The sequence below is a fragment of the Mycobacterium sp. genome, from assembly GCF_002863225.1.
Taxonomy (GTDB): Bacteria; Actinomycetota; Actinomycetes; order Mycobacteriales; family Mycobacteriaceae; genus Mycobacterium.
The window spans coordinates 130739-144578 of sequence record NZ_PKEK01000051.1; the positions used below are offsets into that span (position 1 = coordinate 130739).

Sequence of the window (13840 nt, forward strand, 5' to 3'; positions counted from 1 at the left end):
AATTGTTCGGTCTGGATGACGACGAACGGGTCATCACCGAGACGGCCGCCGCGTTCGCCGCCAAGAAGCTGGCCCCGCACGCCCTGGAATGGGATGCCACACAACACTTTCCGGTCGACGAGCTGCGGGAGGCGGCGAGTCTCGGGATGGCGGCGATCTACTGTCGTGACGACGTCGGCGGCAGTGCGCTGCGCCGGCTCGACGGGGTGCGCATCTTCGAGCAGCTGGCCGTCGCCGACCCGACCACCGCGGCCTTCCTGTCGATCCACAACATGTGCGCCTGGATGATCGACGCGTTCGGCACCGACGAACAGCGCAAGGACTGGATACCGCGACTGGCCACGATGGACGCCATCGCCAGTTACTGCCTGACCGAACCGGGTGCCGGCTCGGACGCCAGTGCATTGAGCACCAAGGCCGTCAAGCAGGGTGGCGACTTCGTGCTCGACGGCGTCAAGCAGTTCATCTCCGGCGCGGGCGCCTCGGATGTCTACGTGGTCATGGCCCGGACCGGTGGTAGCGAAAAGCCCGGGCCGCGCGGCATCTCGGCGTTCATCGTCGAAAAAGGCACGCCCGGGCTGAGTTTCGGCGCGCACGAGGAGAAGATGGGCTGGAACGCACAGCCCACCGCGCAGGTCGTTCTCGACGGGGTGCGAGTACCCGCGGACGCCATGCTCGGCGGCGTCGACGGCGAGGGTGGCGGATTCGGTATCGCGATGAACGGCCTCAACGGCGGCCGGATCAACATCGCGGCGTGCTCGTTGGGCGGCGCGCAAGCCGCCTACGACAAAGCCGCCAGCTACGTCGCCCACCGGGAAGCGTTCGGCGCTCCCCTGCTCGACGAGCCCACCATCCGCTTCACCCTTGCCGACATGGCGACCGCGCTGGAGACGTCACGACTGATGCTGTGGCGGGCGGCCGCAGCGTTGGACGACAACGCCGACGACAAAGTGCGGCTGTGCGCGATGGCCAAAAGGTATGTCACCGATGCGTGTTACGAGGTGGCGGACCAGGCTCTGCAACTGCACGGCGGCTACGGCTATCTGCGCGAGTACGGTCTGGAGAAGATCGTGCGCGACCTCAGGGTGCACCGCATTCTCGAGGGCACCAACGAGATCATGCGGGTGGTCATCGGCCGAGCCGAGGCCGCCCGAGTCCGCGCCAGCGCCTAGGTAGGGGCCAGATGACTGACACATTCACTGTCGCGTTCTTGGGACTGGGCCACATGGGCGGCCCCATGTCGAAGAACCTGGTCGACGCGGGCCACACCGTGCGCGGCTTCGACCCGGTGCCCGCCGCCGTGGAGGCCGCGACCGCCAACGGCGTCGAGGTGTTGAGCAGCGGCGCCGCCGCCGCCGACGGGGCGGACGTGGTGATCACGATGCTGCCGAATGGCGACCTGGTGAAGCGCTGCTACGCCGAGATCCTGCCGGCCGCCGGCACCGGAACGTTGTTCATCGACAGCTCAACCATTTCCGTCGACGATGCCCGCGAGGTCAATGCGCTGGCCGGTTCCCACGGTGTGGTCCAGTTGGACGCCCCGGTGTCCGGCGGAGTCAAGGGAGCGATCGCGGGCACGCTGGCCTTCATGGTCGGCGGCGACGGAGTGGCGTTGGAGCGGGCGCGGCCGGTGCTGGAACCGATGGCGGGCAAGATCATTCACTGCGGCGGCGCCGGAGCCGGCCAGGCCGCGAAGGTCTGCAACAACATGGTGCTGGCCGTGCATCAGATCGCCATCGGCGAGGCGTTCGTGCTGGCCGAGAACCTCGGACTGTCGGCGCAGGCGCTGTTCGACGTGATCACCGGCGCGACCGGGAACTGCTGGGCGGTGCACACCAATTGCCCAGTGCCCGGCCCGGTTCCGACGTCGCCGGCCAACAACGACTTCAAGCCCGGCTTCGCCACGGTGCTGATGAACAAAGACCTCGGCCTCGCGATGGACGCGGTCGCCTCGACCGGCTCGACCGCGCCGCTGGGCACGCACGCCGCCGACCTCTACGCCAAGTTCGCAACGACCAACGGCGACAAGGATTTCAGCGCGATCATCGAGACACTTCGAAGCTAAGCGGCCTGGCGGATCCACCAGCGGCGGTGAGCCTGCTGGCAACTGGCCGCCGACAGCAAATGGGCGACATCCACCGCGGGAAACCCCGTCGCTGCCTCGGCGGGCACGCCCGCACCGGTGACGGCCAGCGCATCGCGCGGGGTGATGCCCATCTCCCACAGCGCCAGCCGGTACAACTCGCTCCGACAACCCAGTCCCCCATCGGATTCGGGTAGGTCGTCGATGGTCACGATGGTCTCGACGAGACCGTCGCCGAGAAGTTGGCGCACCATGGTCTCCACCTGGGCGCGCGGCCGGGCGCTCACCACGCTGACCCAGATACCGGCGACGAAGAGACTCATGACCGCGTCGATCAAATCCGTCCTGGCCGACTCGTCGTGGTCGCAATCGATGTCGGCCAGCGCGGAATCGGCGTCGACGATCACCGCCCGTAGTCGATCGGCTTCGGTCCGGGTTTCCCGATCCCACCAGAACGTCCGGGCTGGACGAGTCGATCCATTGGCTCGCACGTCAGACAGGGTGCCCCGAACCACCGCGGTCTAGCCTCCCCCATTAGGGGGATTCTGATGATCAGACACCTGCCTACTCCTAGGGTGTTGCCATGATTTCTGCGCCGGTGCGCGTCGTACTCGTCGATGACCACGAGATGGTGATCGAGGGCCTCAAAGCGATGCTGACCGCCTTCAAGGATCGGGTGCAGGTGGTCGGGCAGGCGGTGGGCGTCGACCGCGCCGTCGAGGTCGTCGACGAATTGCAACCCGACGTCGTGCTGTCCGATGTCCGGATGCAGGGCTCCAGCGGACTCGACTTGTGCAAGATGCTGCTCGAGCGGCGGGCGGACCGCAAAGTGGTGATGCTGTCGGTCTACGACGACGAGCAGTACCTCTACCAGGCGCTCCGGGTGGGTGCCAGCGGCTACCTGCTCAAGAGCATCAACAGCGACGAGTTGGTCCGCCAGCTGGAATTGGCGCACCGGGGCGATACCGTGATCGACCCCGGGATGGCGGCGCGCGCGGCCGACACCGCGGCCCGGATGCAGCGCGACGAGTTCTGGCCGGGTGCCCGGCAGGGGCTGACCCAGCGCGAGAGCGAGATCTTGTCCTGCATGGTCAACGGGCTGTCCAATCGCAGGATCGCCGGCAAGCTGGTGATCGGCGAGGAGACGGTCAAGAGTCACCTGCGCTCGATCTACCGCAAATTGGGGGTCAACGACCGCACCGGCGCGGTGGCGACGGCTCTGCGCGAAGGCATCTACCAGTGAGCGCCGCGTCGCGGCGCGGCTCCAACGCCGTCCACGACCTCGTCGACACCGATCGCGAACTGGCGCTGCTGCGCGAACTGATCCAGGCCGCCTCCAGCGGACCCGGGGTCGAGCCGCTGGCCGCCGCCGCGGCGCGGATGATCACCGCGGCCACCGGAGCGGACGTCTGCTTCGTGCACGTGCTCGACGACGGCGACCGCTCGCTGACGCTGGCCGGCGCGACCCCGCCGTTCGACGCCTCGGTGGGAAAGATCCGGCTGCCGTTGGGATCCGGCATCTCCGGCTGGGTGGCCCGTCATCGTGAACCGGTCGTGATCACCGACGACAAGGAAGCCGATCCGCGCTATCTGCCGATCCAGTCGCTGCGTGGACGCGACTTCACCTCGATGGTGTCGATGCCGATGGAGACCGATCCGGGCGGGCTGGTCGGCGTGCTGAACGTGCACACGGTCGCACGCCGCGAATTCACCGACGGCGACGTCGAACTCCTGCGGGTGATCGGCCGACTCATCGCCGGCGCCATGCACCAGGCGCGGCTGCACCGGCAGCTGGTGGCCAGGGAGCGCGCCCACGAGCTGTTCGTCGAGCAGGTGATCGAGGCGCAGGAGATCGAGCGCCGCCGGGTCGCCGGCGACATCCACGACGGCATCTCGCAGCGCCTGATCACGCTGTTCTACCGGCTCGACGCGGCGGCGCGGGCGATCGGCACCGACGCCGGCGAGGCCTCCACCCAACTCGCCGAAGCCCGCGAGCTGGTCGGCCTGACGTTGGGCGAGGCGCGGGCGGCGATCAGCGGGCTGCGCCCGCCGGTGCTCGACGATCTGGGTCTGGCCGGCGGCCTGGCCAGCCTGGCCCGGTCGATCCCGCACCTGGACACTGAACTCGACCTGGCCGACGTCCGGCTACCCGAACACATCGAGATCGCGTTGTACCGCATCGCCCAGGAAGGCCTGCAGAACATCGTCAAACACGCCAACGCGTCGGTGGCACGGCTGAGATTCACCGTCGACGCCGAATCCACCGCCCGACTCGAAATCGTGGACAACGGAATAGGTTTCGACACCTTCGAGAATCCGTTGGGCAGTGACGAGATGGGCGGCTACGGCGTGCTGTCGATGTCCGAACGTGCCGAGCTGGTCGGTGGCACGCTGAACATCCGGTCGCGGCCCGGCTCCGGGACGGCCGTCACCGCGACGATCCCGTTGCCCTCACCGATCGACTAGAAATCGCCGGCGCTCTGCCGCAGCGTCTCGATCGACGACACCAGCGCCCGTGATTCGGGCTCGGAGATGCCGATGTCGGCGAACACCTGCTCGTTGAGCGTGACGGTGGCATCCTCGACGGTCGATCGGCCCAGATCGGTGATCTGCACCAGCGTGGTCCGTCCGTCGGTCGGGTGCGGCACCCGCTCGACCAGCTTGTTGGCCTCGAGCCGGCGGATGGCGTGCGTGACGCTGGTGACGTGCACCTGGAGCCGGTCGGACGCCTTGGTGATCGGCAACGCCCCGCTGCGGCTGAACGCCAGCAGGCGCAGGAGCTCGAATCGCGAGAAGCTCAAATCATAAGGCCGCAAAGCATTTTCAACGCGGGCGAGCAGAATCTGGTGCGCCCGCATCACCGAGGTCACCGCGACCATGCCCTCGGCGACACCGCCCCATCCGGCGCGCTCCCAGTTGGCCCGCGCGACGGCGATCGGGTCGCGGTTGTCCGCTCTGCCGCGATCACTGGATGAGGCCACGCCTTTTCATACCAGCCCAGGGACAACGACGCGCGCGTCGGGGCTACAACGAACGCTGCAGCAGCACTGCCCCGGTGTCTGCGTAAACCACTTGCACCGCGGCAATCTGGTCGACCGGGGTGGAGATGCTGCCGGCGGTGTTCGCGGTGTGACCCGGTTCGGCCACCCAGGTCGCCAACTGGGTGTGGCTGCCGTCGCGGCCCACAACGACCATCGCCAGCCGGTCGTGATGGGCATTCACCGGAGCCAGGCAGACGCATCGAAGGTCGATGGCAGTGCCCCAATGTTGGCCGCTGAGAGCGACTGTCGAGGTCAATGCCGTGGTGCCGACCTGAGCCATCGGTTGCGCGGACACGCTCGCCTGCGGAGGCGGAGCCGTCGGCGAATGGCCCAACACGCCCACCAGAACGGTGATCGCCAACAGAACCGAGGCCGCCGCCCCCAACGACCAGGCCACCACACGCGAGCGACGGCGGCGTCGGCGAACCGCAAACATCAAGCCCGGCAACATGTTCGGCGGCGTATCGAGGTCTTGGACAGTGTCCATGGCGACCACCGCGTCGTGGTCGAGCCTGCCCAGAAGTGCCGGCATGCCGCTGATCTCGTCGACGGCCACCCGGCAGGACGCACACTCCGTCAGGTGCGATTCGAAGGCCGACCGGTCGGCGGCCGTCAACGACCCGAGCACGTAAGCCGCGTCCCACGTCGCGAATTCATCGCCCGGCGGACTGAAACCGTGGGTCGTGTTCATCGTGTTACCCCCATCTCCTGCATCGTCAGTCGCAACGCCCGCACTGCATAGTGCAGCCGCGACTTCACTGTCCCCTCCGCTATGCCGAGGTCGGCGGCGATCTGAGCCGTCGTCCAGCCCCGGTAGTAGGCCCGCTCGACGACCGCCCGGTGATCCGCTGACATCTGCGCCATCGCGTCGGCGATCAGTAGCCGGTCCACCGCCGCGTCCACCTCGTCGGGAGCGGCCCGCTCCGGCACGCCCGGTTCGTCCAGCGAGCCGCCGGCGGTCCGGAACCGGGCGCTGCGCGTCTCGTCGATCACGATGTTGCGCGCCACGGTGTAGAGCCAGGCCCGCGGCGGGCGGTCCGGGTTTGCGATCACCTCCGGGTGCTGCCACGCCCGCAACAACGTCTCTTGCACCACGTCCTCCGCGCGGCTGGCGTCGCCGGTCAGCCGCAGTACGAAACGCCACAGCGGCGCGGCATGCTCCTGATACAGCGACGTCATCAACGCGGTTTCGGCATCAGTGGTGCCGGTGGCTCGACTCATCCGAACACCTCCCGGTCACCAGCTTCCCGCTGATGACACGAACCCGGTGTCTGTTCGGTTCAGCCGAGTGTCAGGATGCGGGGCCCGTCGTCGGTGGCCGCCACCGTGTGCTCCCAGTGCGCCGCGCGGGAGCCGTCGGTCGTGACCACCGTCCACTCGTCGTCGAGCACCTTGGTCTTGCGGGTGCCCAGGGTCAGCATCGGCTCGATCGCCAGCACCGATCCGGCGGCCAGCAGCGGGCCGCGGCCGGGAGCGCCTTCGTTGGGCAGGAACGGGTCCATGTGCATCTGCCGGCCGATGCCGTGCCCGCCGTAGCCCTCGACGATGCCGAACTTGCGCCCGTAGCGGGCTTCGGCGGCGTGAGTGCCGGTCTCGATGGCATGCGAGACGTCGGTCAGCCGGTTGCCCGGGATCATCGCGGCGATCCCGGCTTCCATGGACTCCTTGGTGGCCTGCGAGAGCAGCTCGTCGGCGGGAATCAGCGGCCCGACCCCGAAGGTGATCGCGGCGTCGCCGTGCCAGCCGTCCAGGATCGCGCCGCAGTCGACGGAGACCAGGTCACCGGCGGCGAGTTCGTCGGCCGCCGACGGGATCCCATGCACGACGCGGTCATTGACCGAGGAGCAGATCGACGCCGGGTAGCCGTGGTAGCCGAGAAACGACGGCGTGGCGCCGGCGTCGCGGATCACCGCCTCGGCGATCTGGTCGAGGTCGTGGGTGGTGGCTCCGGGTACGGCGGCTTCTCGTGCCGCCGCCAGCGCCGCGGCGACCACGGCACCGGCCGCGGCCATCGCGTCGAGTTCTGCGGCGCTGCGCTGGGCCACCACCTTGCGGGTGCGCAGGCCGGCCAGGCCGATCACCGCTACTTCCCGAGCGCCTGCAACGCGCGGGCGAACACCTCGTCGACCTCACCCACGGCGTCGACGGTCTTCAGTTCATCGGTGTAGTACTCGATCAGCGGCGCGGTCTCGTCGCGGTAGACCTTCATCCGGTTGAGGATGATCTCGTCGGTGTCGTCGGCCCGGCCGCGAGCCTTGAGCCGCTCCAACAGGACTTCCTCGGAAACCCGGAACTCCAGGACCGCGTCGAGCTGGGTGCCGCGACGCTCGAGCATGTCGTGCAGCGCCTTGGCCTGCTGCACCGAGCGCGGGTAGCCGTCCAGGATGAAACCGTTGTCGGTGTCGGGGTTGCTCAGCCGGTCGTCGACGAGCTCGTTGGTCAGCTCGGACGGCACCAGGTCGCCGGCGTCCAGGTAGCGCTTGGCTTCCAGGCCCAGCTCGGTGCCGTTGCCGATGTTCTCGCGGAACAGGTCACCGGTGGACAGATGCGGGATCTCGAGCTTTTCGGCCAGCTTGACCGCTTGCGTCCCCTTGCCGGCCCCGGGCGGCCCCAGCAACACGACTCTCACTTGAGGAACCCTTCGTAGTTGCGCTGCATCAGCTGACTTTCGATCTGCTTCACCGTATCCAATGCGACACCGATCGCGATCAGCACCGCAGTACCGCCGAACGGCAGGTTCTGCACCGATCCGCCGTTGCCGATCTGCAGGAACAGGTTGGGCAGCACCGCGATCACGCCGAGGTAGATCGACCCGGGCAGGGTGATCCGGCTCAGGACGTAGCGCAGGTAGTCGGCGGTCGGCTTGCCCGGCCGGATACCGGGGATGAACCCACCGAACTTCTTCATCTCGTCGGCGCGCTCGTCGGGGTTGAACGTGATCGACACGTAGAAGTACGTGAAGAAGATGATCAGGCTGAAGTAGATGCCGATGTAGACCGGGCTGCCGGGGTTCGACAGGTAGTTGCTGACGAACTTGTCCCACCAGCTGTTGCCCATCCCCCCGCTGCCGCTGCGGATCAGCTGGGTGATCAGGTGCGGGATGTAGATCAGCGACGACGCGAAGATCACCGGGATGACACCGGCCTGGTTGACCTTCAGCGGCAGATACGTCGAGGTGCCGCCGTACATCCGCCGGCCGACCATCCGCTTGGCGTACTGCACTGGGATGCGGCGCTGACCCTGCTCGACGAAGACCACGCCGACGACGATGATCAGCGCGGCCACACAGACCGTGGCCAGCACCACTCCACCGCGGCTGTCCAGGATGCTCTTGCCCTCACCCGGTATGCGCGCGGCGATGCCCGCGAAGATCAGCAGCGACATGCCGTTGCCGATGCCGCGTTCGGTGACCAGCTCGCCCATCCACATCACCAGCGCCGCACCGGCCGTCATCACCAGCACGATGACGACCAGGGTGAAGATGCTCTGGTTGGCGATGATCTCCAGGCTGCAGCCCTGCAGCAGCCCGCCGTTGGCGGCCAGCGCCACGATGCTGGTGGCCTGCAGGACGGCCAGCGCGATCGCCAGGTAGCGGGTGTACTGCGTCATCTTGGCCTGGCCGGACTGGCCCTCTTTGCGGAGCTCCTCGAACCGCGGGATCACCACGGTGAGCAGCTGCACGATGATGCTCGCGGTGATGTAGGGCATCACGCCGACGGCGAACACGGTCAGCTGAAGCAGCGCCCCGCCGGAGAACAGGTTGATCAACGAGTAGATCTGCGCGGAGTCCCCGCCGCTGATCTGCGCGAGGCACTTCTGCACGTTGGGATAGTTCACACCGGGAGACGGCACCGTGGCGCCGAGCCGGTACAGCACCACGATGCCCAGCGTGACCAGGATCTTCCGTCTCAGGTCGACTGTTCGCAGCGATGAGATGAAAGCCGAAAGCACTCTTCCTCCTGCGCAGCCGAGCTCTGGTCGCGGCATGCCTACTGGCTGGTGTATCCAGCACCGAAATGTCCTGGATGGTCTAGCGTCGCGCGCCTGGCACATGCAGGCAGGACGTGGACACGCGCGCGTCAGACAGTCTACGAGACTAACAGCGCATGAAGCGCCCGCCCGCAAATGGGTGGACTGCGATCGGCTGGTGGGGGCCGTCCCCGCTCGCAGCCCTTACACAGTTACGGCGCGTAAGGTTTCATTGGCTCTTTACCTTGGCTAAATATCAATCGACTACAGCTGAGTGTTGACAGAGAGGGTGATCATGACGCGCAGCGATACCGACACTTGGGATCTGGCCTCCAGCGTGGGCGCCACCGCGACGATGGTCGCGGCGGCTCGAGCACTGGCCACCGAGGACACCGACCCCATCATCAACGATCCGTTCGCCGCTCCCCTGGTGCGTGCGGTGGGCATCGAGTTCTTCACCCGTGTGGTCGACGGCGACGTCGATCCGGCGGATGCGGGCGAGAACGGCAGCACCGAGTTGCAGAACGAGACCGACTCGATGGCGGTCCGCACCCGGTTCTTCGACGAGTTCTTCACCAACGCGGCCGCGGCCGGCATCGAGCAGTCGGTGATCCTGGCCGCCGGCCTGGATTCCCGGGCCTACCGGCTGGATTGGCCGGCCGGCAGCGTCGTCTACGAAGTCGACCAGCCTCAGGTCGTCACGTTCAAAACCCAGACCATGGCGGGACTCGGCGCCGAGCCGGTGGCCGAACGCCGCACGGTCAGCATCGACCTGCGCGAGGACTGGCCGGCCGCCTTGCGCGCCAGCGGCTTCGACCCGACCAGGCCGTCGGCGTGGAGTGCCGAAGGGTTGCTGATGTATCTGCCACCCGACGCCCAGGACCGGCTCTTCGACCACATCACTGCGCTCAGCGCCCCCGGCAGCCAGATCGCCACCGAATACCACCCGGTCACTGGACCGACGATGACCGAACGCGGTAAAGCGATGAGCGACCGGTGGGCCAGCATCGGCTGCGACGTCGACCTGTCCGGGTTGTTCTACGAGGGCGAGCGCAACAACGTCGCCGACTACCTCACCGGCCACGGCTGGGACGTGCTGAAGCGCAACCGCCGGGACCTGTTCGGCGAGTACGGCCGCGTCTTCCCGGACGACTCCGCGCACGCCGCCTTCCGGGACATCGTGTCCGTCATCGCAACTCGCCGATAGGAGGTTCCCCAGATGAGCACGAACGACACCATCCGACACGACGGTGACAGCTGGGATCTGGCGTCCAGCGTCGGCGCCACGGCCACGGCGGTGGCCGCCCGGCGCGCCATGGCGTCCAAGGGACCCAACCCGTTGATCGACGATCCGTTCGCCGAGCCGTTGGTCAGAGCCGTCGGCGTGGAAGCCTTCATCAAGATGGTCGACGGCGAGATCGAACTCGGCGACGACGATCCGGCCTTCACCTCGCAACGACTGGCCGAGGGAATGGCCGTCCGGACCCGGTTCTTCGACAACTTCTTCGCCGAGTCCGGCGCCGCGGGTGTGCGCCAGGCCGTCATCTTGGCCGCCGGGCTCGACACCCGTGCCTACCGGCTGAACTGGCCGGCGGGCACCACGGTCTTCGAGGTCGACCAGCCGCAGGTGATCGACTTCAAGAGCCGCACGCTGGCCGACCTGGGCGCGGCCCCGACCGCGGACCGAAAAGCGGTGGCCGTCGACCTCCGCGACGACTGGGTTGCAGCGTTGCGGGACAACGGGTTCAACTCGCAGCGGCCGACGGCCTGGATCGCCGAAGGGCTGCTGGGCTACCTGCCGCCGGACGCGCAGGACCGGTTGTTCGACACCATCACCACAGTCAGCTTCAGCGGCAGCCGGATCGGCACCGGTTACGTCCCGGACATCCGCGATCGAATCGCCAAGCGGGGCAACGAGATCAGTGATCGCTGGCGCAAGCTCGGGTTGAACCTGAACTGGTCTGAACTGGTCTATGACGGCGAGCGTAACGACGCCGTGGAGTACCTGGCCGAGCGCGGCTGGCAGACGACCGTGCACACCACGCCGGAGCTGTACGCCGCCAACGGTTTCGAGTTCCCGGATGCGCCGTCGATGGTCGTCTTCGGCGACATCAGGTACGTCTCGGCCGAACTGCCGTGACGCCGACCTAGTTGCGCGCCAACCCGCTGTAGTCACGCCAGCTGCGTGGCGAGGCGCCGTGCTTGCGGCGGAACAACCGGCTGAAATAGCCCGGATCCGGGATGCCTACTCGCATCGCGACTTCCTGGATGGCGATGTCACTGTCGGTCAACAACTTCCGTGCTTCCGCCATCCGGCGTTCGATGATCCACTCTTGCACGGTGCGGCCGGTTCGGCGGCGCACCACGGTGGTCAGATGCCCGGCCGTCATACCGACCTCGTGGGCGACATCCCGCAGTGACAGCGGCTCATTGTGCCGTCGGTCGATGATCGCGAAGACCTCCGCGAGCATGGGTTCGCCGCTGCGGCGCAGGTCGCCGACGACATCTCCGGCCAGCCGTACGACGTCGATCAGCAGCAGAGTGAGACTTGCCAAGGCGGCCTGCTGGTAGCCCTCGCGGTGTTCGGCGAGTTCGGACTCGATCGATTCGATCGCCGAATCCCAGTTCGGCCGGCGAGCTTTCGGCAAATCCAGCCGTAGTAGTCCACCGGATTGCCCGTGCAGGAACGGGAACAGCAGGGGATGCGTCCGCCAGGTCGGCCAGGGCGACTGCGCATCCTCACCCAGCGCGGCCGGATCGAACAGCACCCCAATTCCACCGTCGAGGTCGCCGAGCTTCTGCGGGTCGAGCACCTCCCCGGCCGCCACCACGTACACCGACCCGACCGCCGGCCGGTACCACAATGCCGGGAAATCGTGGATGTGGCGGCCGTGGTTGCGCACCTGGCCGCCTCGGCGGATCACCGACAACGGCGGCGTGTGCGGGTCGGTGCGGTACTGGTAGACAGGCACTCCGCTGCGGTGCCGGATCAGCCTCGTCGGCGCGGCCATCTCTTCAGGCATTGAACCGAAGATAGTCCAAGTATCGTCAAAGATCACTCAAACCTGTTCAGCCCCGGTATCCGAGGATGAATGACATGACCAAACATCATCCTCACGACTACATGCCCGCCGCCCAGCACGACGCCCTGCTGCCCGCCTACGATGTGCTGTCACGCGCGCTGGGCATCGGCAGAATTCACCGGACGCTGGTGGAGCAGGCCGAACTCGCCGACGGTCATCGGGTGCTGGAGATCGGCAGCGGAACCGGCAACCTCACCCTGCGCGCCAAGCGTTCGCGACCCGCGGCGGACGTGGTCGGCGTGGACCCCGACCCGCTCGCCCTGGCTCGCGCGCGACGAAAGATCGACCATCAGAACGGGATTCGCTTCGACCACGGCTACGCCCAACAGCTACCGTACGCCGACGCCGAATTCGACCGGGTGCTGTCGTCGTTGATGCTGCACCACCTCGACAGCCAGGCAAAAGCCGCCGCGGCGGCCGAGGCGTTCCGGGTGCTGCGTCCCGGCGGCCGCCTACACGTGGTCGACGTCGACGCCGACGCGACCGAGCCGCACGGCCCGCTCGGGCGGTTCCTTGCGCGACGCCGGCACGCCGCCGCGCACTTCGGCGAATCGATCCCAGACCTGCTCAGCACGGCCGGATTCGACTGCACCGAGGCCGGCACACGACGGCACCCCGTCATCGGACACCTCGCGTTCTACCGCGCGACCCGGCCCCGTTAACCCGCGATGGTAGCCTCGTTATATTGGCTAAATAACCACTCGGCCTCGAGGCGAAGGGACGGCGATGGCACGCACCGACGACGACACCTGGGACCTGGCATCGAGCGTCGGCGCGACCGCGACGATGGTCGCGTCGGCCCGCGCGATGGCCACCAAGGCCGATCAGCCACTGATCAACGACCCGTACGCCGAACCGTTGGTCAAGGCGGTGGGCCTCGACCTGTTCACCAAGCTGGCGACCGGCGAGTTGTCCCCCGCCGACCTCGAGGAGGACGGCGCGGCGCCCAGCGCCCAGCGAATGACCGACAACATGGCGGTCCGCACGAAGTTCTTCGACGAGTTCTTCATCGAAGCGACGGCCGCGGGCATCAGTCAGGCGGTGATCCTGGCGTCCGGGCTCGACTCGCGGGCCTACCGCCTACCCTGGCCCGACGGCACCGTCGTCTACGAGATCGACCAGCCACAGGTCATCGAATTCAAGTCGCGCACGCTGGCCGAGCTGGGCGCGGAGCCGACCGCGCAGCGGCGCACGGTGGCCATCGATCTGCGCGACGACTGGCCGGCGGCGCTGAAGGCCGCAGGCTTCGACCCCGGCCTGCCCAGCGCCTGGAGCGCCGAGGGCCTGCTGGGCTACCTCCCGCCCGATGCGCAGGATCGACTGTTGGACACCATCACCGCGCTCAGCGCCCCGGGAAGCCGGATCGCCACCGAGAGCGGACCGTCCCGTGACGAAGCCCACCGGGAGCGGATCCGGGCGCGGATGCAGCTGGTGGCCGAGCGCTGGCGTAAACACGGACTCGATCTGGACATGACGCAGTTGGTCTACGACGGCGACCGCAACGAAGCGTCGCCGTACCTGGCCGATCTGGGCTGGCAGATGGGCGGGAGCACCATCCGAGAGTTGTTCGCCGCCAATGGTCTTGAGCCGCTGCTCGAAGATGATTTGCCGTTCGCCGACCGGCTCTACGTCAGCGGAACGCTGGTCGGCAAGAACTAGGAGGC

General features: G+C 67.5%; 16 protein-coding genes. 8 read left to right on the forward strand and 8 right to left on the reverse strand.

Translation table 11 applies throughout. From position 1 onward, the window contains the following. Positions 1 to 2 precede the first annotated feature (2 nt). Complete coding sequence (locus CYU59_RS17780; protein ID WP_293001177.1) at positions 3 to 1172, forward strand: acyl-CoA dehydrogenase family protein; 1170 nt, start codon at positions 3 to 5, stop codon at positions 1170 to 1172. A gap of 11 nt (positions 1173 to 1183) precedes the next feature. Next, complete coding sequence (mmsB, locus tag CYU59_RS17785; RefSeq protein ID WP_293000804.1) at positions 1184 to 2065, forward strand: 3-hydroxyisobutyrate dehydrogenase; 882 nt, start codon at positions 1184 to 1186, stop codon at positions 2063 to 2065. Here mmsB and CYU59_RS17790 read toward each other — a convergent pair. Continuing rightward, the gene (locus CYU59_RS17790; RefSeq protein WP_293000806.1) at positions 2062 to 2574 is read right to left on the reverse strand and encodes a haloacid dehalogenase; all 513 of its coding nucleotides are present in this window, start codon (positions 2572 to 2574) and stop codon (positions 2062 to 2064) included. The genes mmsB and CYU59_RS17790 overlap by 4 nt on opposite strands. Before the next feature lie 92 nt (positions 2575 to 2666). Here CYU59_RS17790 and CYU59_RS17795 point away from each other — a divergent pair, with 92 nt between their 5' ends. Beyond that, positions 2667 to 3326: a response regulator transcription factor gene (locus CYU59_RS17795; RefSeq protein WP_293000808.1), complete on the forward strand. Its 660-nt coding sequence runs from the start codon at positions 2667 to 2669 to the stop codon at positions 3324 to 3326. Continuing rightward, on the forward strand, positions 3323 to 4549 hold the full coding sequence (locus CYU59_RS17800; RefSeq protein WP_293000810.1) for a GAF domain-containing sensor histidine kinase: 1227 nt from the start codon (positions 3323 to 3325) through the stop codon (positions 4547 to 4549). Before CYU59_RS17795 ends, CYU59_RS17800 begins: the two co-directional genes overlap by 4 nt. On the opposite strand, the gene CYU59_RS17805 is transcribed toward CYU59_RS17800, so the two are convergent. The 6 genes from CYU59_RS17805 to secY are packed head-to-tail and all read right to left on the reverse strand — an operon-like array spanning position 4546 to position 9075. Beyond that, the gene (locus tag CYU59_RS17805) at positions 4546 to 5064 is read right to left on the reverse strand and encodes a MarR family transcriptional regulator (RefSeq protein ID WP_293000812.1); all 519 of its coding nucleotides are present in this window, start codon (positions 5062 to 5064) and stop codon (positions 4546 to 4548) included. The two genes, CYU59_RS17800 and CYU59_RS17805, sit on opposite strands and share 4 nt — an antisense overlap. A 43-nt stretch (positions 5065 to 5107) precedes the next feature. Further along, on the reverse strand, positions 5108 to 5815 hold the full coding sequence (locus CYU59_RS17810; RefSeq protein ID WP_293000814.1) for a zf-HC2 domain-containing protein: 708 nt from the start codon (positions 5813 to 5815) through the stop codon (positions 5108 to 5110). Then, positions 5812 to 6345: a sigma-70 family RNA polymerase sigma factor gene (locus CYU59_RS17815; protein ID WP_293000816.1), complete on the reverse strand. Its 534-nt coding sequence runs from the start codon at positions 6343 to 6345 to the stop codon at positions 5812 to 5814. The genes CYU59_RS17810 and CYU59_RS17815 overlap by 4 nt, the downstream gene beginning before the upstream one ends. A gap of 59 nt (positions 6346 to 6404) precedes the next feature. After that, positions 6405 to 7205 carry a type I methionyl aminopeptidase gene (gene map, locus CYU59_RS17820; RefSeq protein WP_293000818.1) on the reverse strand — a complete coding sequence of 267 codons (801 nt, stop codon included), beginning with the start codon at positions 7203 to 7205 and terminating at the stop codon, positions 6405 to 6407. A gap of 2 nt (positions 7206 to 7207) precedes the next feature. Beyond that, positions 7208 to 7753 (reverse strand): adenylate kinase, encoded by a 546-nt coding sequence (locus tag CYU59_RS17825; protein WP_293000820.1) that lies wholly within the window; start codon positions 7751 to 7753, stop codon positions 7208 to 7210. Further along, on the reverse strand, positions 7750 to 9075 hold the full coding sequence (secY, locus tag CYU59_RS17830; protein ID WP_293000822.1) for a preprotein translocase subunit SecY: 1326 nt from the start codon (positions 9073 to 9075) through the stop codon (positions 7750 to 7752). The genes CYU59_RS17825 and secY overlap by 4 nt, the downstream gene beginning before the upstream one ends. 313 nt (positions 9076 to 9388) lie before the next feature. Between secY and CYU59_RS17835 the strand changes: the two genes are divergently transcribed. After that, positions 9389 to 10300 carry a class I SAM-dependent methyltransferase gene (locus CYU59_RS17835; RefSeq protein WP_293000824.1) on the forward strand — a complete coding sequence of 304 codons (912 nt, stop codon included), beginning with the start codon at positions 9389 to 9391 and terminating at the stop codon, positions 10298 to 10300. 12 nt (positions 10301 to 10312) lie between these two features. After that, the gene (locus CYU59_RS17840; RefSeq protein ID WP_293000826.1) at positions 10313 to 11233 is read left to right on the forward strand and encodes a class I SAM-dependent methyltransferase; all 921 of its coding nucleotides are present in this window, start codon (positions 10313 to 10315) and stop codon (positions 11231 to 11233) included. Between the two features lie 7 nt (positions 11234 to 11240). On the opposite strand, the gene CYU59_RS17845 is transcribed toward CYU59_RS17840, so the two are convergent. Further along, complete coding sequence (locus tag CYU59_RS17845) at positions 11241 to 12104, reverse strand: AraC family transcriptional regulator (RefSeq protein ID WP_293001179.1); 864 nt, start codon at positions 12102 to 12104, stop codon at positions 11241 to 11243. Positions 12105 to 12181: 77 nt separating this feature from the next. Here CYU59_RS17845 and CYU59_RS17850 point away from each other — a divergent pair, with 77 nt between their 5' ends. Continuing rightward, positions 12182 to 12838, forward strand: a complete 657-nt coding sequence (locus CYU59_RS17850) for a class I SAM-dependent methyltransferase (protein WP_293000828.1) — start codon at positions 12182 to 12184, stop codon at positions 12836 to 12838. Between the two features lie 64 nt (positions 12839 to 12902). After that, a complete protein-coding gene (locus tag CYU59_RS17855; protein WP_293000830.1) occupies positions 12903 to 13835 on the forward strand; it encodes a class I SAM-dependent methyltransferase in 933 nt (310 codons plus the stop codon). The last annotated feature ends 5 nt before the right edge of the window (positions 13836 to 13840 follow it).